General features: G+C 62.5%; 16 protein-coding genes. 8 read left to right on the forward strand and 8 right to left on the reverse strand.

The features are described from left to right. Positions 1–3: 3 nt before the first annotated feature. The gene (locus PSH66_RS14740) at positions 4–1,050 is read right to left on the reverse strand and encodes an AraC family transcriptional regulator (protein WP_305429515.1); all 1,047 of its coding nucleotides are present in this window, start codon (positions 1,048–1,050) and stop codon (positions 4–6) included. 155 nt (positions 1,051–1,205) lie between these two features. Between PSH66_RS14740 and PSH66_RS14745 the strand changes: the two genes are divergently transcribed. Together PSH66_RS14745 and PSH66_RS14750 are read left to right on the forward strand one after the other, a co-directional pair. Further along, positions 1,206–2,627: an NAD(P)/FAD-dependent oxidoreductase gene (locus PSH66_RS14745; protein WP_305429516.1), complete on the forward strand. Its 1,422-nt coding sequence runs from the start codon at positions 1,206–1,208 to the stop codon at positions 2,625–2,627. After that, a complete protein-coding gene (locus PSH66_RS14750) occupies positions 2,617–3,498 on the forward strand; it encodes an SDR family oxidoreductase (RefSeq protein WP_003173769.1) in 882 nt (293 codons plus the stop codon). The genes PSH66_RS14745 and PSH66_RS14750 overlap by 11 nt, the downstream gene beginning before the upstream one ends. Positions 3,499–3,621: 123 nt before the next feature. On the opposite strand, the gene PSH66_RS14755 is transcribed toward PSH66_RS14750, so the two are convergent. From PSH66_RS14755 to PSH66_RS14775, 5 genes are read right to left on the reverse strand one after another with little or no spacing between them, the layout of a single operon-like run. After that, the gene (locus PSH66_RS14755) at positions 3,622–4,851 is read right to left on the reverse strand and encodes an alginate lyase family protein (RefSeq protein WP_370694835.1); all 1,230 of its coding nucleotides are present in this window, start codon (positions 4,849–4,851) and stop codon (positions 3,622–3,624) included. Continuing rightward, on the reverse strand, positions 4,848–7,916 hold the full coding sequence (locus PSH66_RS14760) for an efflux RND transporter permease subunit (RefSeq protein ID WP_305429517.1): 3,069 nt from the start codon (positions 7,914–7,916) through the stop codon (positions 4,848–4,850). The genes PSH66_RS14755 and PSH66_RS14760 overlap by 4 nt, the downstream gene beginning before the upstream one ends. Further along, a complete protein-coding gene (locus tag PSH66_RS14765) occupies positions 7,913–9,031 on the reverse strand; it encodes an efflux RND transporter periplasmic adaptor subunit (RefSeq protein ID WP_003173772.1) in 1,119 nt (372 codons plus the stop codon). Before PSH66_RS14765 ends, PSH66_RS14760 begins: the two co-directional genes overlap by 4 nt. Before the next feature lie 16 nt (positions 9,032–9,047). After that, positions 9,048–9,857: a MipA/OmpV family protein gene (locus PSH66_RS14770; RefSeq protein ID WP_305429519.1), complete on the reverse strand. Its 810-nt coding sequence runs from the start codon at positions 9,855–9,857 to the stop codon at positions 9,048–9,050. Beyond that, the gene (locus PSH66_RS14775; RefSeq protein WP_305429520.1) at positions 9,854–11,335 is read right to left on the reverse strand and encodes an efflux transporter outer membrane subunit; all 1,482 of its coding nucleotides are present in this window, start codon (positions 11,333–11,335) and stop codon (positions 9,854–9,856) included. The genes PSH66_RS14770 and PSH66_RS14775 overlap by 4 nt, the downstream gene beginning before the upstream one ends. Before the next feature lie 97 nt (positions 11,336–11,432). On the opposite strand from PSH66_RS14775, the gene PSH66_RS14780 reads away from it, so the two are divergent. The 3 genes from PSH66_RS14780 to surE all read left to right on the forward strand — a co-directional run bounded on the left by PSH66_RS14780 (position 11,433) and on the right by surE (position 14,217). After that, positions 11,433–12,122, forward strand: coding sequence for a response regulator (locus PSH66_RS14780; protein WP_003173776.1), 690 nt, complete (start codon positions 11,433–11,435; stop codon positions 12,120–12,122). Positions 12,123–12,127: 5 nt separating this feature from the next. Beyond that, the gene (locus PSH66_RS14785) at positions 12,128–13,303 is read left to right on the forward strand and encodes a cell wall metabolism sensor histidine kinase WalK (protein ID WP_305429521.1); all 1,176 of its coding nucleotides are present in this window, start codon (positions 12,128–12,130) and stop codon (positions 13,301–13,303) included. Positions 13,304–13,413: 110 nt separating this feature from the next. Beyond that, positions 13,414–14,217 carry a 5'/3'-nucleotidase SurE gene (gene surE / locus PSH66_RS14790; protein WP_305429522.1) on the forward strand — a complete coding sequence of 268 codons (804 nt, stop codon included), beginning with the start codon at positions 13,414–13,416 and terminating at the stop codon, positions 14,215–14,217. On the opposite strand, the gene PSH66_RS14795 is transcribed toward surE, so the two are convergent. Both PSH66_RS14795 and PSH66_RS14800 read right to left on the reverse strand, forming a co-directional pair. Then, positions 14,202–14,633 (reverse strand): MarR family winged helix-turn-helix transcriptional regulator, encoded by a 432-nt coding sequence (locus PSH66_RS14795; RefSeq protein ID WP_305429523.1) that lies wholly within the window; start codon positions 14,631–14,633, stop codon positions 14,202–14,204. The genes surE and PSH66_RS14795 overlap by 16 nt on opposite strands. A gap of 42 nt (positions 14,634–14,675) precedes the next feature. Then, positions 14,676–15,476 (reverse strand): helix-turn-helix domain-containing protein, encoded by an 801-nt coding sequence (locus PSH66_RS14800; RefSeq protein WP_305429524.1) that lies wholly within the window; start codon positions 15,474–15,476, stop codon positions 14,676–14,678. Between the two features lie 144 nt (positions 15,477–15,620). Here PSH66_RS14800 and PSH66_RS14805 point away from each other — a divergent pair, with 144 nt between their 5' ends. Genes PSH66_RS14805 through PSH66_RS14815 form a run of 3 tightly spaced genes read left to right on the forward strand, consistent with a single transcriptional unit; the run spans position 15,621 to position 18,699 of the window. Next, entirely contained in the window at positions 15,621–15,809 is a 189-nt protein-coding gene (locus PSH66_RS14805) for a DUF1656 domain-containing protein (RefSeq protein ID WP_003173781.1), read from the forward strand. Between the two features lie 14 nt (positions 15,810–15,823). Beyond that, entirely contained in the window at positions 15,824–16,732 is a 909-nt protein-coding gene (locus tag PSH66_RS14810; protein ID WP_305429525.1) for an HlyD family secretion protein, read from the forward strand. Next, positions 16,732–18,699 carry an FUSC family protein gene (locus tag PSH66_RS14815; protein WP_305429526.1) on the forward strand — a complete coding sequence of 656 codons (1,968 nt, stop codon included), beginning with the start codon at positions 16,732–16,734 and terminating at the stop codon, positions 18,697–18,699. Before PSH66_RS14810 ends, PSH66_RS14815 begins: the two co-directional genes overlap by 1 nt. Positions 18,700–18,795 lie beyond the last annotated feature (96 nt).

An 18,795-nucleotide genomic window follows, 5' to 3' on the forward strand; every position in this document is an offset into this window, starting at 1 on the left:
TCCTCAACGCCGGCGCTGCTCGCTGGGCAATGTGCCGGTCCACCGCTTGAACGCCCGCCGCAGTACGCGGGCGTCGCTGTAGCCGAGGGTGTGGGCAACTTGTGCCAAGGTCATGGCGGTATTGCTCAGCAAGTCGCGGGCGCGCTCGTGGCGGATCTGGTCAAGCAGTTGGCTATAGGAAACCCCGGAGTCTGTCAGACGGCGACGCAGGGTGCGTTCACTCATGTTCATCTGTCTGGCAAACGCCTGCAACGCCTGCGGATCGTCCAGGTGGGTGCGAATATGGCTGCGAAGTGTTTCGATCAACGCATCGAAACTCACGCCACGGTTGAGCAACTGGTCGAGTTTGGCGCGCAGAGGCGCACAGGTGATGTCGTCATAATCGGGCAGGCGCGTGGTCAGCCAGTGAGCCTCGCTGATCAAGCGGTTTTTGCCGGCCTTGAACGTGATGGGGCAGCGAAACACCCGGCTGTAAGTGTCCGCATAGGACGGGCGTGAGTAGGCCAGTTCGATGCGCAGTGGCGTGAAGCTCGAACCCACCAGCCGCCGTACAACGGCCACGGCGCTGGAAAACGCCTCTTCCACCAGAAACGGCTCGATGTCCAGATCAAACACTTTGGGTTTGACTTCGATGATCAACACCTCTTTCTGCCTGCTGGCCTGGTGCTCCATCAAGGCCCCGGTGTCACCCTGATGCTCAAGCCCGTAGCTCATCGCTTCGCCGAGAGTTTTGCAGGTCAGCATCGCCAGCCCTGCAAAGCCCCATGACACTGGCGTCTGCCGTATCCCTGTCGATAACCCCAGCGCGGGATCGCCCATGGCTCGCTGCGCGCGGGTGATCAACGTGCGGGTCTGGCGGTAAGACAGACGCATGTCCAGGTCCAGAAGCTCCTCATACCCGAAGCCCAGTCCTCGGCAGAGGCGCTCGGTGGACAACCCGCTTTCACTGACCAGGCTGAGCAAGGCTCGCGCGACGTTGGGCACCACCACGGCTTCATTGTGCTGTGGGTGCTGGGTCCAGTCGTGGGTGTCACCGGCAGACTCGAACATAGGTCAAGACTCGTGGCTTATGAACATAGGTGTATCGGAGGCACAAACCTGTCCGGCAAAGAACCCTTCCTGACCGCCAAAGCCCCGTGCCTGGATGATGCGTGCTTTACATTCCAGGTTCAAAGCCTATCTAACAATAAAGGAAGGAATTAGCCATGAGTGCGCTCGGGAATGCCGCTGTGATTGATCAGGGCGACAGTGTTTGTATCATCGGTTCGGGGGCGGGTGGTCTAAGTGCGGCGCGCGCCCTGAAAGCGCAAAAGATCCCCTACGATCAGTTCGAGCGGCACGCGCAGGTGGGTGGCATCTGGGACATCAATAACACCGGTACACCGATGTACGAGTCGGCGCACTTCATCTCTTCCCGTGACCTGTCCGGCTTCGTCGGTTTTCCCATGCCACGCGATTACCCGGACTACCCCTCGCACCGTCAAATAGCCCATTACCTCAGGAGTTTCGCCGACGCTTTTGGCTTGCGCGAGGCGATTCAATTCAACACCTCGGTCAGCCTGATCGAAAAAGACCCTGAAAACCGCTGGGTGGTTACGCTCTCCGACGGTGTTGTAAAGCGCTACCGCTGGGTGATCTTGGCCACCGGTACGAACTGGAAACCGAACCTGCCGTCATTCCGGGGTGAGTTCAACGGCGAAATCCGTCACTCCAACACGTTTAAATCCGGGCGTGAGTTCCAAGGCAAACGCGTGCTGGTGGTCGGTGCCGGCAATTCCGGCGCGGATATTTCCTGCGAGGCGGCGATCCATGCCGACCAGGCCTTTATCAGCATGCGTCGCGGCTATTATTTCATTCCCAAGCATGTGTTCGGCATGCCGGTCGACAAGTTCAACGAAGGCCCGCATTTGCCGTTGTGGTTGGCGCGGCCGGTGTTCAAAGGGTTGTTGCGCTTATTGGTCGGCGACTTGACGCGCTGGGGGCTGCCGAAGCCGGACCACGCGTTGTTCGAAACCCACCCGATCATCAATTCGCAACTGCTGCACCATTTGCAGCACGGTAATATTTCCGTGCGCAAAAACATTGACCGCTTTGAAGGCGACAGCGTGGTCTTCGAGGATGGCACCCGCGAGCAGGTCGACCTGGTGCTGTGCGCGACGGGCTACCAGTGGGGGGCCGATTGCGCGACGCAGTTTTTCGAGTGGAAGAACGGACGCCCGCTGATGTACCTGTCGATGTTCAGCCGCACCCACCGCAACCTCTGCGCCATCGGCTACCTGGACCAGAACTCCAGCGCGTTCAAAACCTTCGATACCCAGGCGTTGACCTTGGCCGCGTATTTCCGTGCGCAGCTTGAAGGCTCGGCGACGGCCTTGCAGTTCGACCAACTGATCCAACGCGATGAGCCTGACCTGAGCGGCGGTATTCAATTCGTCAAGTCGGACCGCCATGCGGTGTATCTGGACGCGCGCGCCTTCCTGGCGTACCTGGAAAAACTGCGCGCCGACTTGAACTGGCCAGCCTTGGGCGAGCATACCTACGACGCCCTGAAACAGTCCTCCCGTCAGGCAATAGCGGCACGCCAGCCAGCGCCGGTGTTGCAGGAGGCCAGCGTCCATGGCGAATAATCGGATGTTTACGGGCTGGGTCGCGTTGATCACCGGCGGCGCGGGTGGATTGGGCCGTGCGATTGCCGCCGCGCTGATCGGCCGGGGTATCAAATGCCTGCTGGTGGATATCGACCCCGATCGCCTGGCCCAGGCGAGCAGGGCCCTCGGCCCGATGGCGCTGACCTACCAGGCCGACCTGACGGACGCCACGGCGCTGGAAGGATTGGTCAACCATGTGCGCGAGGATCTTGGGCGCCTGGACCTGCTGGTCAATAACGCCGGGATACTGAGCAACACGCTGTTCGAAGTGCGGCCGATGCAATCCATTACCCACGAAGTGCAGCTCAACATGTTGGTGCCGATCGCGCTGACACAGGCATTTCTCGGGTTGCTGCAACAGGCCATGGACGGTCGGGTGATTTCCATCGTGTCTCTGGGTGGGTTATTCCCAATGCCGGAAACCTGTATTTATTCGGCAACCAAGTTTGGCCTGCGCGGGGCGATGCTGTGCCTGGGGCTGGATGGCAAGCGCCTCGGCGTCAAATTCACTATCGTCAACCCGTCAGCTACCGAAACGCCGATGCTGATGCGCGAGGCGATTGAGGACGGCAACAAAATGCAGTTCCTGGACCCACCGCAAATGCCCGAGGACGTCGCTCAAACCGTGCTCAAGGCGCTGGATAAACCTCGCTTGGAGATGTTCGTAAGACCGAGCGAATCCTGGACGGCACGCCTGGTGATGCTGGCCCCCGGTATCTTGCCCCGGCTGTTGCCGCTGTTTCAGCGCAAAAGCGAAACCGGCCATCGCAACTATCTGGTTTCCCTTGAGCAGCGCGGCTTGATAACCCGCGAGGGGCAGGGCTGGCGCTTGAAATTGCCGGAGAACTGATTGAACCGTTGGCGAGGGCGCTTGCTGTGGGAGGGGCGGAGCGACGATTCGACTTGCCCCCGACGGCTGCATATAAGGCGGATCAGACCGAATCTGCGGTAACGGCGCCTATGGGGGCCGCCCTCACGGCATCAGCTGCGTGTTGGACAGCCCATATTCCCCCAACGAATACAGCAAGGTTCCATACCCCAACTGATCGTAGCCACCGCTGTTCGGTCCATAGTCGCCGCCACCCCCTTCCACCTGGACCTTATGCGCGAAGGCCTTCACGTTCGGTGCGCTGAGGCCTTTAAGCACGACGTAGTGGTTGTAGAGCAGTTCCCAGATCGGACGGATGTCGCCGCGGTGTTCCGGCGAGATGACGGTTTGCTTGAAACCGCTGTTGATAAAAGGCGTGAACGGCACATCCTGGCCGAGGTTGTACCTGGCCACATATTCGGCGCCCTGCAGCACGCGGTTGTTCTGGTACCCGAACAGGTCGTCGCCCTGGCTCCAGGCCATTTGGCAGAAACTGCCGAGCAAGGCGATGTCGAGCAGGGTGTGCGCCTGGTCACGCCCGCTTTCCTGGACCTGGCCGAGACCATTGCCGTAGAGCTTCCACACCACGTGTTCAATGGAGCCGTTGCCGGCGCCATGTTTGAAATAGTTGAGCGCTTCATCATAGATATCGCGGCGGTCGGTCAGTACGCCAATTGCCAGCATCGAATTCATGTTGGCCAGGTCCCAGTTCGCCCAATAGTGGTCGACCAGCGCGTTATTGTGACGCACCAGAAAATCATGGTTCATCGGATAGAAGACATTGAGCATCATGCTTTGGAACTGATGAAAGTCCGCCGCCTTCCACTTTGAATAACCGCGCAGTAACTCTGCGGCATTGGCCAGTTGATAACCGTACAAGCCGGATGCCAGGAAGCGGTCCGAGGTGCCTTCAATCGATGTAAGGGTGCTGGACCATTGGTTCAACATCGCTACGGCTTTGTCGGCATACGCAGGGTCGCCCGAAAGCTGCCAGCGCAGGGCCAGTGCGTACGCTGCCGCGGCGTCGTTGAATAACCGGGCGTAGTTTTCCGGATGTTGGCCATCCGCGCCCCGATACACCACTGCGACCGGGCTCGGGTTCCAGGCCAGTGAAGCGTGCCGGTTGGCGGTCAGCTTCTGCCAACCGGCCAGCCACGGCTGATTATGGTTGGCCAGTTTTTCGCGGATGCGCAGGAAGTCCTGTTCGGTCTGCAACAGGCCTGGGTGGACGAACGCGGAGGCTTGAGCACCGATACTCATCGCCAGCCCGCCAAGCAGCACGGCCGCGCAGGTTATGCGCTTGATATTGCGCTTTGACTTCAACGAAAAATTCATGGTGTGTTCGCCTTGATGGGTGAATGTTGACGCGGTGTGAACAGCAATACGTACAGCACGGGAATCAACCCCAGAGTGACCAACGTGCCCAGCGCCAGGCCGCCCATCAGTGTGATCGCCATGCCTTCCCACAGCGGCCCGGCAAACAGCATCAGCGGCACCAGCCCGATAATGCAGGTCAGTTTGGTCATGACGATGGGGCGCAGGCGTTTCACGGCGGCGTTCACCACCGCCTCGTACACCGGCAGGCCCTCGTGGAGTTCGGCCTCGATACGCTCGAGCAACAGCACGGCGTTGTTGACGATGATCCCCGCCAGCGACAACAGGCCGAAGGTGGCCATGAAGCCGAACGGGTAACCGGTGACCAGCAGCGCAACGGCCACGCCGATCAGTACAAAGGGAATCGCCGAGACCACAATCAGCAGCTTGCGAAACGAATTGAACTGCCAGACGAACAGCAACAGCATGGCGATCAGCGCGTGGGGCAGGTATTGCAGCAACGCCTGGTTGGCGTCCGCCGAGTCTTCGATTTCGCCGCCCAGCTCGATGCGGTAGCCCGGCGGCAGGGGCAATGCCGCCACTTGCGGCGCCAACTGCTCGACGATGGAGGTGGCCGTCATCGACGGGTTGTGCCCGACCACGGTGATGGCGCGTTCCTGATTGCGCCGCATCAGCGTCGAGGGTTCGCTGGAGGCGACGATGCGCGCAACGGCCGTCAACGGCACGGGCGTCGAACCGTCGGCCGGGTAGACCAGGATGCCGCGCAGATCGGGGGTGGCATCGGTTGTCGTCGAAGGCTCGCGCACCACCAGTGGGACGCGGGTCTGGTTGTCCTGCAATGACGACACCTGGAGACCGCCGAAATGCAGTTGCAACGCTTGGGCAATGGCTTGGGTGTCGACACCGGCGCGGCGCGCCCCGTGCTGATCGACCTCTACGGTGTAACGTGTCAGGCGTGTGCTCCAGTCATCACGCACATCCAGGGTGCCCGGCACTTCACGCAAGGCCTTTTCGATCTGAGCGGCCAGGCTGCGCAATACCGGTTCGTCCGGGCCCAGCACGCGATAGATCGCGACACCGGCCTCGGTGGTGCCCAGGGAAAAACGCTTGGGCTCGGCGCGCAGTTCCGGGTGTTGCTTGAGCAGATAGCGGCGGGTGTTGGCAATGACCGCATCGATATCCGAACCGGCCTTGACGCTGACGGTGAAGTACGCGGTTTCCGGTGCTGGCAACGGCGGGTTGAGGCCCAGCACGATACGCGGCCCGCCATCGCCGACGTAGCCGATGCTGTCGGCCACCTGGGGTTCCTTGCTCAGCCACAGGCTGATCTCGCGCACGCTTTGCAAGGTCTTGCGCGAACCGCTGCCGGGTTCCAGGCTGATGGGCACCTGGAACTGCAAGCGGTCGGACTGAGGCAGAAAGTCATAGGGCACGCGCATCAGTTCGAAGATCGCGGCGGCGAGTAACACCAGCATCGCCATCAGAAACAGCACTTTGTGCTGCAGCACTCGGCGGATGACCGCCCGATAACCCCGGTAAAAACCGCTGTCGTAACTGTCCTCTGCCGTGTCCTGAGGAGCGGCCTTGGCGAAATACAGGCACAGCAGCGGCGTGACGGTGATGCTCAACAACCACGAGCCGAGCAGCGTCAGCGCCAGCACGACAGCCAATGAACGCAGGTATTCATTGGTGCTGGTCTGGCCGAGAAAGAACGGCGAGAACGCCAGCACGATCACCAGCGACGAGGTCAACAACGGAATCGCCAGGGTGCGTCCGGCGTTCTCGCAGGCCTGGCGCCGATCCTCACCGGCATGCAGCCGACGTTCAATGTCCTCGGCGATCACAATGCCGTTGTCCACCAGCAGGCCGAGCGCGAGGATGATTGCGGCAATCGACACAGTTTGCAGCTCGACCCCGAGCATGCGCATGGCGATCAACGTACCGAGGATGGTCAGCGGCACAATGGCGCCGACCACCAGCCCAGTGCGCCAGCCCAGGAACAGCATGACCACGGCCATGACGATGACCACCGTCTCGATCATCACGTGCTTCATCTTGGCCATCTGCTGATCGACCACATCAGCCTGGAACGTCACCATATGGGCGCTGAAGCCCAACGGCAGCTGCTGTTCCAGCTGGGCCAAACGCTCGCGCAAGGCCACGCCGAATTGGTGAACGTTCTGTCCTGGCGCCATGGACACCGCCAGCACCACGGCGTCCTGGCCTTGATACACCGCAGCGGTCTGGGGCGGGTCGGCCGCCATCACCGAGATCTGCGCGATGGCGCCGAAGGCCACCGATTGCGCGGTGCCGTCGGCGCCGGGCAGTTGGATCGGCAACTGACGCAGTTGCTCCACGCTAAGTACTTCGCCGGTCACGGTCAGGGTGGTGATCTGCCCGCCAATGTCGGCGATGCCGCCGGGCGCCAGCACGTTCTGTTGCTGCAATTGCTGGAACAGCTGTTGCGGGGACAAGCCCAGCCCCGCCAGGCGCTGCGGGTTGAAGTCGATCGACAACTGCTGGTCTTGCACACCGTGCAGCGTCACCTGGCCGATGCCGGGCAGCCCGCCCAACTGGTCGCGCAGGCGCTTGAGCGGTCCGCGCATCTCGCTCATGCTGTAGCCGGGCGCGGTGACAGCGATGGACGCCACGGCGACACGTCCGAAATTATCGTCGACAAACGGCCCCTGGGTGCCGGGTGGAAAGCTGGCGCCGGCCTCGGCGACTTTATTGCGCACCTGTTGCCACAGCACGCCCAGGTCCTTGATCTCATCGCGGGCCGTCACCTGGATGATCACACTGCCGGGGTGGACGGTGGTCACGATGTTTTTGATCTGCGACAGCTCGCGCAGTTTTTCTTCGGTGGGTCGGGCCAGCAGCTCTTCGGCGCGTTCGCTGGGCAGGCCGGGGAATTGGATACTCACCACTGCATCGCGGATCGTCACCGAGGGTTCTTCCTGGGTCGGGAAACTCAGGAATGTGGCCACGCCTGCGAGCAGGATCAGCAAGGCGGTGAATAACGTCAGGCGGCTCGCGCCCAGGGCGTGACGGGTCAGGTTGATCATTCGGGTGTGCTCAGACGGCTGGAGGGCGAGAGCAGGTTGACGGGCTGGCCGTCGGTGAGGAACGCGACGCCGGTAACGACCACTTGCTCGCCGTCCTTGAGGCCGTTGTCGATGGCGACACGGCCCTGGTCGATCAGGCCGATCCTGATCTCACGCAGGGCGACCTTGCCCTGGGCCGGGTCATAGACGAACACCTGCACCTGGCTGGCGTCGCCACCCATGCGCAGCGCCTGGGTCGGAATCGACAGCGTGAGCGCGGCAGGCGCCGCCAATCGCACGTTGAGGTTCACGCCGCTGGGGAGCGCGAGGTCACGGGCGTCCAGGCGGAAACGCGCGCTTTGCAACAGGCCGTTCTGTGCACGTGTCGACACGCCTTCGAGTATCAGCGGTAGGGTGGAGCCGGGCGCCGCCGGGTCGTTGGCGATGGCGTGGTCGCCAGGCTTGAGGCCGCCAGCCTGTTCCACCGGGATTTGCACGATGACCTGCAACGCGCCGCCGGCCTCCAGTTCCATTACCACTTGGCCGGGCGACAACTCGCTGTATAACTGCGCGGGTCTGGCCACGACGCGGCCGTCAAACGGCGCGATCAGTTGGCCCAGGCGTTGATCGCGGCGTACCAGGTCCAGCGCCGCTTCATCGGCGGCCTGCTGTGCAACCGCGGCTTGCCACGCGGCTTCGGCTTGCTCCACGGCGCTGGCCGCGACGCTGCCCTGGGCATACAGCTGTTGCTGGCGCAGCTTGTTGCGCTTGCGCTCGCCGGTTTGCGCCACGCTGGCGAACAGGGCCGCCTGCGCCTGTTTCAGGCGCAACCGCACGGCTGCCGTGTCCAGGCTTGCCAGCACCTGGCCTTGTTTCACGCTATCGCCGACGTCGACGTTCAACGCGATCAATCGGCCCGCGCCTTCAAAGGCCAAGGCGGCGCGTTGGCGTTGGCGCACCACACCGGTCAACGGCGCAGCGTCGGCCTCTGCGGCGTGCACGGTGGTGACTTTCACCGACCTTACGGCCGGCTCCGGCACCGGTTCCTCGCGCGAACAGGCCGCCACCATCAGGCAGGCAACGCCGAGCAGCAGGGGACGGCCCCAAGGACGGAACAACTGAGCAATACCCTGCATGCCTGGCGCCTCGTTATCAGAAGGTGTAGTTGATGGCGAACATGCCCAGGCCAGCGCTTTCACGTCGGATCAGCGGGCTGTTACGCGCCTGGTCGGCGTACTGGGTCAGGGTCAGGCTGGCCAGTGTCGACCAGTGCGCGTCCAGGCTGTGCTGCCAGTTCAAGGCGGCGGAGTAGGCGTAGATACCGGCATCGGCGTTGTATCTTCCGTAGAGCGATCGCTGGCTCTGCGCCTGGGTGACGCCGAAGAACGTCTGGTTGTAGCGACCATCGCCGGCGTGCGCATCGAGGTCCAGGGCCAGGGTGTCGCTGTCGGTATGAAACAGGATGCCTTCCAGGCCGAAGCGGTAGCGGTTGCCACGGTGTTCGCCGGCCATGCGCAGTTCGGCTTCGCCGCTGACCGACAGCCAGTCAAGCAGTTGTTGGCTGAGGGTGAAGTCGGCGACGGTGGCGCCGTTGACATCGCCCATGCCGTTCAACTCGCGGTCGCCCGGGCGGCTGGTGCTGTCCTCCTCCTTGCGGCCCAGGTCATAGTTGATCGCCGCGCTGGCGCCAAAGCCGCTGTCGGATTGAAATTGCAGGCCCACGCCACGGGTGGTGTCGGCGAACAGCACGCCGTGCTGGATGCTGAACATCGGCAGCACGAGCGCGCGGTAACGGTCGGCACCCATGTAGCGCGGCGTGACACCCATGCCAAGGCCCAGGGTGGCGGTGGTCTTGTCGGCTGCCGCGCCGGCGTCGGCCGCCTGTGCCGAAGTCGCGAGGGTGCAGGCCATCAAGGCGGCGCCCCACAGCACGGTACGGGTCGGGGGAGTGGTCAAGTTCATGGTGAAACCCTTTCAGTGGAGGAAAATAGCGGTGCGCCGGACAGCGCGCGATACAGCGCCAGGCGGTTGAACAACAATTGGTAGGTGGCCTTGCGTAATTCGATGGCCGATTCAGTCAGGCGAATCGCCGCCGCCGGGTGCTCCGAACGTGCTGCCGCACCGGCGGCAATCTGTTGCTCGACACGCTTGGCTTTCAGTGCGGTCAACGCCGCCAGATCGATTTGCGTGGTGGCGTTGGCCAACGCTTGCTGGCGCTGATTCAACAGGTCGGCGATTTCGCGGAAGGCGTCCTGCACGGTCTTTTCGTATTGGGCGACGGCGGACTGTTGGCGGGCGGTGGCCAAGTCCAGGTTGGCCTGGTTACGGCCACCGTCGAACAGCGGCAGGTTCAGTTGCGGGGTGAACAGCCAGGCGCCGCTGCCGGATGAAAACAAGGTGTTCAAGCGCGGGCTGGCGATGCCCGCGCCGGTGCTCAAGGTGATCGAGGGGAAGAACGCCGCACGCGCGGCGCCGATGTTGGCATTCGCGGCGCGCAGCGCTTGTTCGCACTGGCGCACATCAAAGCGCTGCAACAGCCGCTGGGACGAGAGTTCGATCAGCCAGGGCGGGGTGTCCAAGTCAATCGCCGGGTCTGTGACGGTAGCGGTCGAAGCTGCGGCCTTATAGCCGGTGACCCACGCCAACGCCTGCCGTGCACTGGCGTGATCGGCGCTTGCGTCCTGCCATTGCTGGGTGGCACGCCGCACTTCCATGCGCTGACTGTCGACCATGTCCTGGGCGATGAGGCCCTGCGTTTGCTGGCCGACGAAAACGCTCAGCAACTGGTTCTGGTTGTCGAGCATGGACTGCGTGTCGGCCTGTACGCCTGCCTGCAAACGCTCCTGCAAATACAGGCGCGCCACTTCAACGATCAGCGCCTTGCGCGCGGCGAGAGCGCCGTAGCGCGTAGCCAGGTAGTCATGCTGCGCCGCTTCGGACAGGCTGCGCACCCGGCCGAAAAAATCCAGCTCGAAATCCGAGAAGCCCACGGAGGCCACCGCGATGTCCTGCCCATAACGTTCGTCGGCGGCCTTGTCATGCAAATGCTGGCGGTTGCGTTGCAGTCCCAGGGCCACGGTGGGCAAGCGGTCGGCGCGGGAAATGCCGTACTGGGCGCGGGCTTGCTCGACACGCAGCAGCGCCAGGCGCAAGTCGCGATTGTAGTTCAGGGCGCGTTCAACCCACTGCGGTAACTGCGCCGATGAGTCCAGGCCGGTCAGCAGCTGTTTCTCTTCCGCGGACAGCGCCTCTACCTCGTTGGTCGTGGAGGAGGGCGCGCCCGTTACAGGTTCGCCTTGCAGGGTCTGCGGCACCGGCAGCGCGGGGGCCTGGTACGCAGGCGCCAGCGAACAGCCGGTCAGCATGCCGACCAGCAGCAAAACCGCGCCGAGGCGTTCGGGCAGCTGGATAGGCTTGGACAGCGGGGCGGTGGTCGGCATAGGATCGGTTCGCGAAAGTCGGGCGTAGGGCAATACTGCTCGCGGACTTTCAATAAACCGTTCGTGAATTATCAAGGTTTCATCAAGAGGCTTCTTTGTGTCAGGAAAACGTATCCTCATCGTCGAAGACGACGCCGACAGCGCCAACATTCTCGAAGCCTATCTGCGCCGGGATGGTTTTGAGGTGGCCCTGGCCGAAGACGGCCAGCGCGGTCTGGACCTGCACAAAAGTTGGCGACCCGATCTGATCCTGCTGGACGTGATGCTGCCGCGCTTGAGTGGCACCGAGGTGTTGTCCGCCGTGCGTCGCAGCAGTGACACGCCCGTGATCATGGTCACGGCCATGGGGGACGAGCCGGAAAAACTCGGCGCCTTGCGCTATGGCGCCGACGACTATGTGGTCAAGCCCTACAGCCCGCGCGAGGTGGTGGCGCGGGTGCACGCAGTGTTGCGACGTACCACGGGCAGCCAACCAGTGGAGCAGTTGCTGCGTCATGAAAACCTGCAAGTGGACCTCATCGCGTTTACGGCGGCCATTGAACACCGCGATGCGCCACCGCAACTGCTGGACCTGACGCCGACGGAGTTCAAACTGTTGGTCACCTTGCTGAAGACACCCTCCAAGGCCTTCACCCGTGATGAGCTGCTGGAAATCTGCCTGCCGGAAAGCGAAGCCCTGGCCCGTGTCGTCGACACCCACGTGCACAACCTGCGGCGCAAGCTGGAAACTCATGGCATCGCCGGGGTACTGGTCACGGTGCGCTCCATTGGCTATCGGTTCAGGTAAGCCGCATGCTTGAGAAATCACGGATCAACGACAAACCCTTGTGGCGCTGGGTCGGCATGCGCATGAGCCTGTTGGCGATTGGCGCGGTGGTGGTGATCGCTATCTGCATGTGGATCAACTTCAGGCTGTCGGACCGCTACTTTTTGCAGCACCTGCCGCCGGCGGCGCGCGAGGAGTTGCTGCAGTTGCGCGCCGAGCCGCAGCTCAACGAAAAACGCCTGCGCCAACTGGTTGCCGAATACTATCCGGTGGAATTCTTCCAGCCGGACATCGCCAATCGCGACTGGCTGATTCTGGCGTGCCTGGTGCTGGCGGCCATCCCGATCATCATCGTCTGTGGCTTGTGGTTTTCGCGCCCCTTGTCCAGCCAGTTCTCGGCGATTGCCCAGGGCGCACGGCGGGTCGCCGGCGGTGATTTCCTGACACGCCTGCCTGTTCACCGCGACGCACCCGACGAGATGCAGCGGCTGATCAGCGACTTCAACAGCATGACCACCCAACTGGAGCGCTACGAGCGCGATGTGCGCGAGTCCAGCGCGGTCATCGCCCACGAATTGCGCACGCCATTGAACGCCGCCATGGGCCGGGTGCAGGGCATGCTCGATGAGGTGTTCCCCAGCGATGCCGCACAGCTGGGCATGGTCAAGCGTCAGCTCGATCAGCTGCGCAAACTGGTGGATGACCTGCACCTGCTGTCGATGGCCCGTGCCGGCCGACTGGTGCTGGAGCGCAGCGATTTTCCCCTGGCGGTCCTGATCGCCGAACGGCTGGCCTGGTTCCAGCCGCAACTGGATGAGGCCGGCGTGCGCACGCAAGTCAGTATTGCCGATGGGTTTCGCCTGCATGCCGATCGTGATCGCCTGGGCCAGGTGATCAATATCCTGGTGGACAACCTGTTGCGTTACGCGGCGGGGGGTGGCGAATTAAGCGTGATGGCGCTTCGGGTCGAAGACCGCGTGGTGATTGAAATCGGTGACCGTGGTCCAGGGATCGAGGCACAGCACCTGGACAGCGTATTTGACCGCTTCTGGCGGGCGGAGCGCTCCAGGGCGCGTTATTCGGGCGGCAGCGGGCTGGGCTTGTCCATTGCCCGTGCGATCTGCCAGGCCCATGGCGGAGCCATTACCGCCAGTAACCGCGCCGAGGGGGGCACCTTGATCCGGGCGGAGTTTCCGCTGTAGTTTTCGCCGTGGTTTTCGGGTTTATATCTATGGCTGGATAACTATTTAAATATAGGTAATTATGCCGTCGACGGTGCTCATCCGAGCGCCTGCATTGACGGGGCACGGCCATGGCGAACGGTGATCATCGATTCGAGCGAATTCTTCTGACCAATGACGACGGCATCGATGCGCCCGGGCTCAAGGTGCTGGAACGCATCGCCTGCCAACTGGCGAATGAAGTCTGGGTCGTCGCGCCCTTGCTTGATCAAAGCGGCACCTCTCATTCATTGAGCCTGCACGCTCCTCTGCGGCTGAGCTACCACGGCACCCGCCGGTTTGCGGTGACCGGCACGCCGGGCGATTGCATTGCCGTGGCGCTGGGGCATCTGCTCAACCATGACAAGCCGGACCTGATTTTATCCGGCGTCAATCGTGGCGCGAACCTGGGCACCGAAACGGTGTTCTCGGGCACCGTCGGCGCGGCGATGACCGGGTTGCTGTTCGGTATCCCGTCTATCGCACTGAGCCAGGCGTTTACCGACCGCACCGCCGTGCCTTGGGAAAACGCCCTCAACCACGGTGCGTACACGGTTGAGCAACTGATGGCGCTGGACTGGCCGCAGGACGTTTGCCTGAACGTCAATTTTCCGAGTTGCGCGCCGGGTGCCGTACGTCCGCTGAAAATAACCCGCCAGGGCAGGGGGCGTTTGGACGGGGTGTCGGTGCGCTCGGAGAACGACCCACGCGGCCTGGAATACCATTGGCTTCAATTGCAGCGCCACCCACGGCCTGATGAGCCGGGCACGGAAACCGCGGAAAATCTCGCCGGTCACATCACCGCGACGCCGTTGCAGTTCGAGCGTACCCACGCCACGGCCGACCGGATGTGCGAACAACTGGCCGAGGCCGGGCGCGTTCAGCGCTCTTCGTAGCGGCCGTACTGGCTGAGCTTGTCCATCAGCAGCCCGGCGGCCTCCAGCTGCCTGCGTTCAGTGGCTGTCAGGCAGGCGTCGACGGCTTCAGCCAGCCATTCATCACGGCGCTTGCGGCTTGCCTGCAATACGCGGCAGCCTTGGTCGGACAGGCCGATCCAGGTGCGCCGGCGATCCTCGGTGTCCGGTGTCCGGGTGATCAAGTCGCGCGCTTCGAGATCCTTCAATAGGGCGGCGAGGTTGGACGAGCGGATGTTTTCTGCTTCGGCGATTTTCGACGGCGTTGCCATGCCGTCCATTTGATCGATGGCACTCAACACCAGCATCTGTGACCACGTCTCGGGATGATTCTGTGCTTCCTGGCGCAGGCGTTTGTTCAAGCGCGTAAAACGCCCGCGAAATAATGCGATATCCATACAGCGCTACCTTGGCGAAAAACCTATGGGATTGTAGCTAAATCAAGGCTGGCGTCGTGTGGTTTCGCGCAGGTAGCGCGCTGGCGAGGTGCCCAGTGTCTTGCGAAACATGCTGATGAACGAACTGACTGACTCATAGCCGAGCGTCTCGGCGGTTCGCTGCACCGACTGCCCCTCGGCCAGGCTTTGCAACGCGACAATGATCTGCCATTGCTTGCGCCACTGGCCGAAGGTCAGGCCGGTTTCGCCTTTTATCAGGCGGGCCAGCGAACGTTCACTCATGGCCACGTGCCGTGCCCAGCTCGCCATGGTGGCGCGGTTGGAAGGGTCTTGTGCCAACGCCCGGGCGATGGTGCGCAGTGGGGTTGATACGGGCAACGGCAGGTAAAGCTGTTCCGTGGGGGCCAGTTCAAGTTCTTCCAGCAGCACGTTGGTCAACCGCGCAGTGCGCGAATTCGCGGGGTAATCCTGGGCCTGGCCGCTCAGGTGGAGGATGAGCTCGAGGATCAGTGGCGACAGCGCCAGCGTGCAGCAGCGATCCGGCAGTGACGCGGCGCCGGGTTCGACGAACAAAAAACACACTTGCCCGTTGGCCGTGACGCGGTTGCTATGGGCGACGCCCCCTGGGATCCACACGCCGAACCCTGACGGTACCATCCACACGCCATCTTCTCCCGTACACACGATGCCGCCGCAGTAAGCCACGACCAGTTGCCCTTTGCGGTGCGTGTGTACGGCGGACTCGCTGTCGTTGCGCTGGGGGGCGAGCATCAGCGCTACGGCGGGTTGGGACAGGTTGTCGTACTCGAACTGATCGACGGGTAAGTGCTGGAGTTCGGCCATGGGGTGCCATCGAGGGTTGTCTGGATTTGATTATATTTTGGCAGTGTACTCAATATCGGCAGCACGGGTAATTCCTTAGCATCGTCAACAAGCCCCTTTCAGGATGCGGGCGAATGCTCGAACCCTCCGAACCCGGTACTTGCCATGCTCAGCGAAATCGCCATTGCCAACCTCTACTTTCCTCCCTTGTTGATCTACCTGGGCGTATCGGCCTTGGTCTACATCCTCATCGAGCGCCTGGCACGCCGCTGGCTGGACGGCGCGTGGCACCCAGCGCTGGCGCGGTTTTTTGTGTCGCTCATCGTCGTGTCGGCGATGGTTGTCAATTGCTGAGCGAGGCTGTGGGCATGTCTATCGTCAAACTCCTCAAACCTGTCGCCACCCTGGCGCTGGGGGCGCTGGCCCTGGTGTTCTGCCTGCAACTGTGGCGAGCGTATGTCCTGGCGCCCTGGACGCGGGACGCACGGGTGAGTGTGCAGGTCATCCGTATTGCGCCGCAGGTTTGCGGCCAGATCGATCAGTTGTCGGCCACTGACAACCAGTGGGTGGCAAAGGGCGATTTGCTGTACCGCATCGATGCACGCGCCTATCGACTGGCCGTGCAGCAGCGCGCCGCAGAGTTCGCCGAGGTGCGCAGTGTGTTCGAGCAACGCCGTGCGCAATTCAAGCGACGAACCCTGTTGGCCGGCGCCATCGCCCAGGAGGAAATTGACAACGCAGCGCGCGACCTGGCGGTGGCCCAGGCGCGCCTGGACGCGGCAGCCAGCCAACTGGCCCAGGCGCAACTGGATCTGGACCGCACGACGGTGCGTTCGCCGGTGGATGGCTATGTCACTCAACTGCGCCTGCAGCCCGGTGACTACGCGCAGGCGGGCACTACCAATCTGTTCGTGGTCGATGCACATAGTTTCTGGATCACGGGTTATTTTGAGGAGACCAAGCTGGCGCAGGTGCGCATCGGCGCACCGGTCTCGATCAAGCTGATGGGGTTTGCCCCACTGCTGCAAGGGCATGTGGCAAGCATGGGCCGGGGGATCGCCGACACCAATGAATTGCGCAACGACAGCGGTTTGCCTCAGGTGAGCCCGACCTTCAGTTGGATTCGGTTGGCACAGCGCGTACCTGTGCGCATCGAGTTGGACAAGGTGCCGGACGGGGTGGCGTTGGCGGCGGGCATGACCGCCAGTGTCGAAGTGACGCAGCCGAACGCCGCGCCGCGCTGGCGGCTTACCCAATGGCTGCAGGCGTTAATGTGATGACGCGGCTGTCGACACGCCTTTTCGCGGCGATTCCCCGACCCTGGACACCCGCCACCTTCGCCTACGTACTGCGTTGTATCGTGGCGGCGGGTCTGGCGCTGTGGCTCGGCTTCCAACTGCACCTGGACGCTCCGTTTTCGGGCGCATCTACCGTGTTGCTGCTGGTGCAGCCGATTCAGGGCGCGGTTCGCGGCAAGGGCGTCTACCGGATGCTGGGTACTTTGATCGGCCTGGGTGCGGCGTTCGTGCTGACAGGGCTGTTCGCGCAACAGATGCTGTTGTTCATACTGGGCATCGGCGTGTGGCTGGGCCTGTGTGTCGGTGCAATGACCGTGTTGCGCCATTACCAGGCCACGGCGGCAGTGGTGGCGGGTTATACGGTGTGCCTGGCGTTGGGGCCAGCCATCGTCGCGCCTGAGCAGGCGTTCGACCACCTCATCACGCGGGGCACGGCGGTGGCGCTTGGCGTGTTGAGCTTGAGCCTGGTCGTCACGCTGTTCAGCTCCAGAACGATGGCGCATAAAGTTCGAAGCTCGCTTGTCGATGTCTGTGCCCGCAGCGTGGGGCTGCTCGCTGCCCAACTCGCCGGCGAGCAGCCTGTGGGGCTGGCGAGGCAACGTCATGCGCTCGCGATGGATATCGCCAAGGTGGACGACCAACTGGGACTCGCACGCGGGGAGTCGGCGCTGATTCGCTCCCGGCAATTGGCGATTCAGGCAGGTCTGGCGCATCTGCAATCCGTTGTACTCGACATGCGCCTGGACGAGCCACACTCCGGCTTCGATCCCACGTCGCTGGCTCAAATAAGCACCGCGTTGCGACAGTTGAGCGAGCGGATGCCCGACACACGCGGCGACTTTCTCGCCGCGGCCGATACGGTGGAGCAACTGTGTCGCAGGGCGCGTGAACCTGCTGACTCATCCGCGCATTCGCACGTGTTCAGCGAACGCCTGGAGGAACAGTTGACGGACCTGAGTGAGGCCTTGTTGAATTTCTCCAGCCTTGATCAGCCTCGCCCAAAGCGCGTGCGTGCCGTGGGGTATCACCGCAACTACGTCGATGCCGTGCGAAACGGCGTCAGGGCACTGCTCGCCACGCTGGCCGCCGGCACACTCTGGTACGTCAGCGGTTGGGATCAAGGGCCCACGCTACTGGCGGTCGTGGGCCCATGCTGCACACTGTTGGCGACGGCCCCGGCGCCTGCCCAAGGTATCGCCGGCTTCATACGGGGCACGCTCTATGCCATGTTGGCGGCGGTGCTGTGCAAGTTCCTGGTGATGCCTCAGATCAACGGTTTCCCTCTGTTATTCCTGGTACTGGCGGCGTTCTGGTCGTTCGGAATCCATGCCACCAGCCAACCGCGCTACGGTCTGCAAGGAATTGCCTACCTGATCGGGTTCAACACCTTGGTAAGCACTGGCGATACCGCCCTCTACGATTTCGCCGGCTTCGCCAATCAGGCGCTGGCCTGGATCGTTGCCATGCTTATCTGCCTGCTGGCATTTCAGATATTGCCGAAAGATCCGGCTAAACACGTTCGGGCCTTGAAAGATTCACTCCACCAGCACACACGCCGGTTACTTCGCCAGGCGAGCACTGTCGATCACCTTAAGTGGCAGGCAACGCAACAACACCGGATCGTCGCGCTGAAGAGTGCGCTTGGCGCGGATAACCCGCACGCTGAGCAGGTGGGATACCTGTCGTTGCAACTGAGCAAGCAATTGAGCCGGCTACAGCGTAAAGCGAGCCGCATTGCCCCGGGTTCGCCCGTCGTCCAATGCGCACAAACCGGCGCCCGGCGGATTGCTCGTTTTGCTTATGACCCGGCGATCGGCGCTGTGCAGGCACGCCGTACGGCAAGGTCGATGGAAAGGCTTGGGGCGCATCATTTGGCGGCCTGTTACCAGGACCTGGCGCGGTTGCTGGAGGCATACGCGAACACTGTGCATTCCCTTGTACCGTAGGACGACAGGCTTCTTCGTGCATGAATATCTACAATTTCAAAAAGCTGAAACTTCTTCCTGTGGGAGGGAGCTTGCTCCCGATGAGGGGTGTCAGAT

It is taken from the genome of Pseudomonas sp. FP597, assembly GCF_030687435.1.
GTDB lineage: Bacteria > Pseudomonadota > Gammaproteobacteria > Pseudomonadales > Pseudomonadaceae > Aquipseudomonas > Aquipseudomonas lactucae.

Bases quoted from the DNA above. Each gene is read 5' to 3' on its own strand.
- PSH66_RS14805 (WP_003173781.1), top strand. From the start codon at position 15,621: ATGCTCAGCGAAATCGCCATTGCCAACCTCTACTTTCCTCCCTTGTTG.
- PSH66_RS14795 (WP_305429523.1), bottom strand. From the start codon at position 14,633: ATGGATATCGCATTATTTCGCGGGCGTTTTACGCGCTTGAACAAACGC.
- PSH66_RS14760 (WP_305429517.1), bottom strand. From the start codon at position 7,916: ATGATCAACCTGACCCGTCACGCCCTGGGCGCGAGCCGCCTGACGTTA.
- PSH66_RS14755 (WP_370694835.1), bottom strand. From the start codon at position 4,851: ATGAATTTTTCGTTGAAGTCAAAGCGCAATATCAAGCGCATAACCTGC.
- PSH66_RS14815 (WP_305429526.1), top strand. From the start codon at position 16,732: ATGACGCGGCTGTCGACACGCCTTTTCGCGGCGATTCCCCGACCCTGG.
- PSH66_RS14775 (WP_305429520.1), bottom strand. From the start codon at position 11,335: ATGCCGACCACCGCCCCGCTGTCCAAGCCTATCCAGCTGCCCGAACGC.
- PSH66_RS14785 (WP_305429521.1), top strand. From the start codon at position 12,128: ATGCTTGAGAAATCACGGATCAACGACAAACCCTTGTGGCGCTGGGTC.
- PSH66_RS14740 (WP_305429515.1), bottom strand. From the start codon at position 1,050: ATGTTCGAGTCTGCCGGTGACACCCACGACTGGACCCAGCACCCACAG.
- PSH66_RS14800 (WP_305429524.1), bottom strand. From the start codon at position 15,476: ATGGCCGAACTCCAGCACTTACCCGTCGATCAGTTCGAGTACGACAAC.
- PSH66_RS14765 (WP_003173772.1), bottom strand. From the start codon at position 9,031: ATGCAGGGTATTGCTCAGTTGTTCCGTCCTTGGGGCCGTCCCCTGCTG.
- surE (WP_305429522.1), top strand. From the start codon at position 13,414: ATGGCGAACGGTGATCATCGATTCGAGCGAATTCTTCTGACCAATGAC.
- PSH66_RS14770 (WP_305429519.1), bottom strand. From the start codon at position 9,857: ATGAACTTGACCACTCCCCCGACCCGTACCGTGCTGTGGGGCGCCGCC.
- PSH66_RS14745 (WP_305429516.1), top strand. From the start codon at position 1,206: ATGAGTGCGCTCGGGAATGCCGCTGTGATTGATCAGGGCGACAGTGTT.
- PSH66_RS14750 (WP_003173769.1), top strand. From the start codon at position 2,617: ATGGCGAATAATCGGATGTTTACGGGCTGGGTCGCGTTGATCACCGGC.
- PSH66_RS14810 (WP_305429525.1), top strand. From the start codon at position 15,824: ATGTCTATCGTCAAACTCCTCAAACCTGTCGCCACCCTGGCGCTGGGG.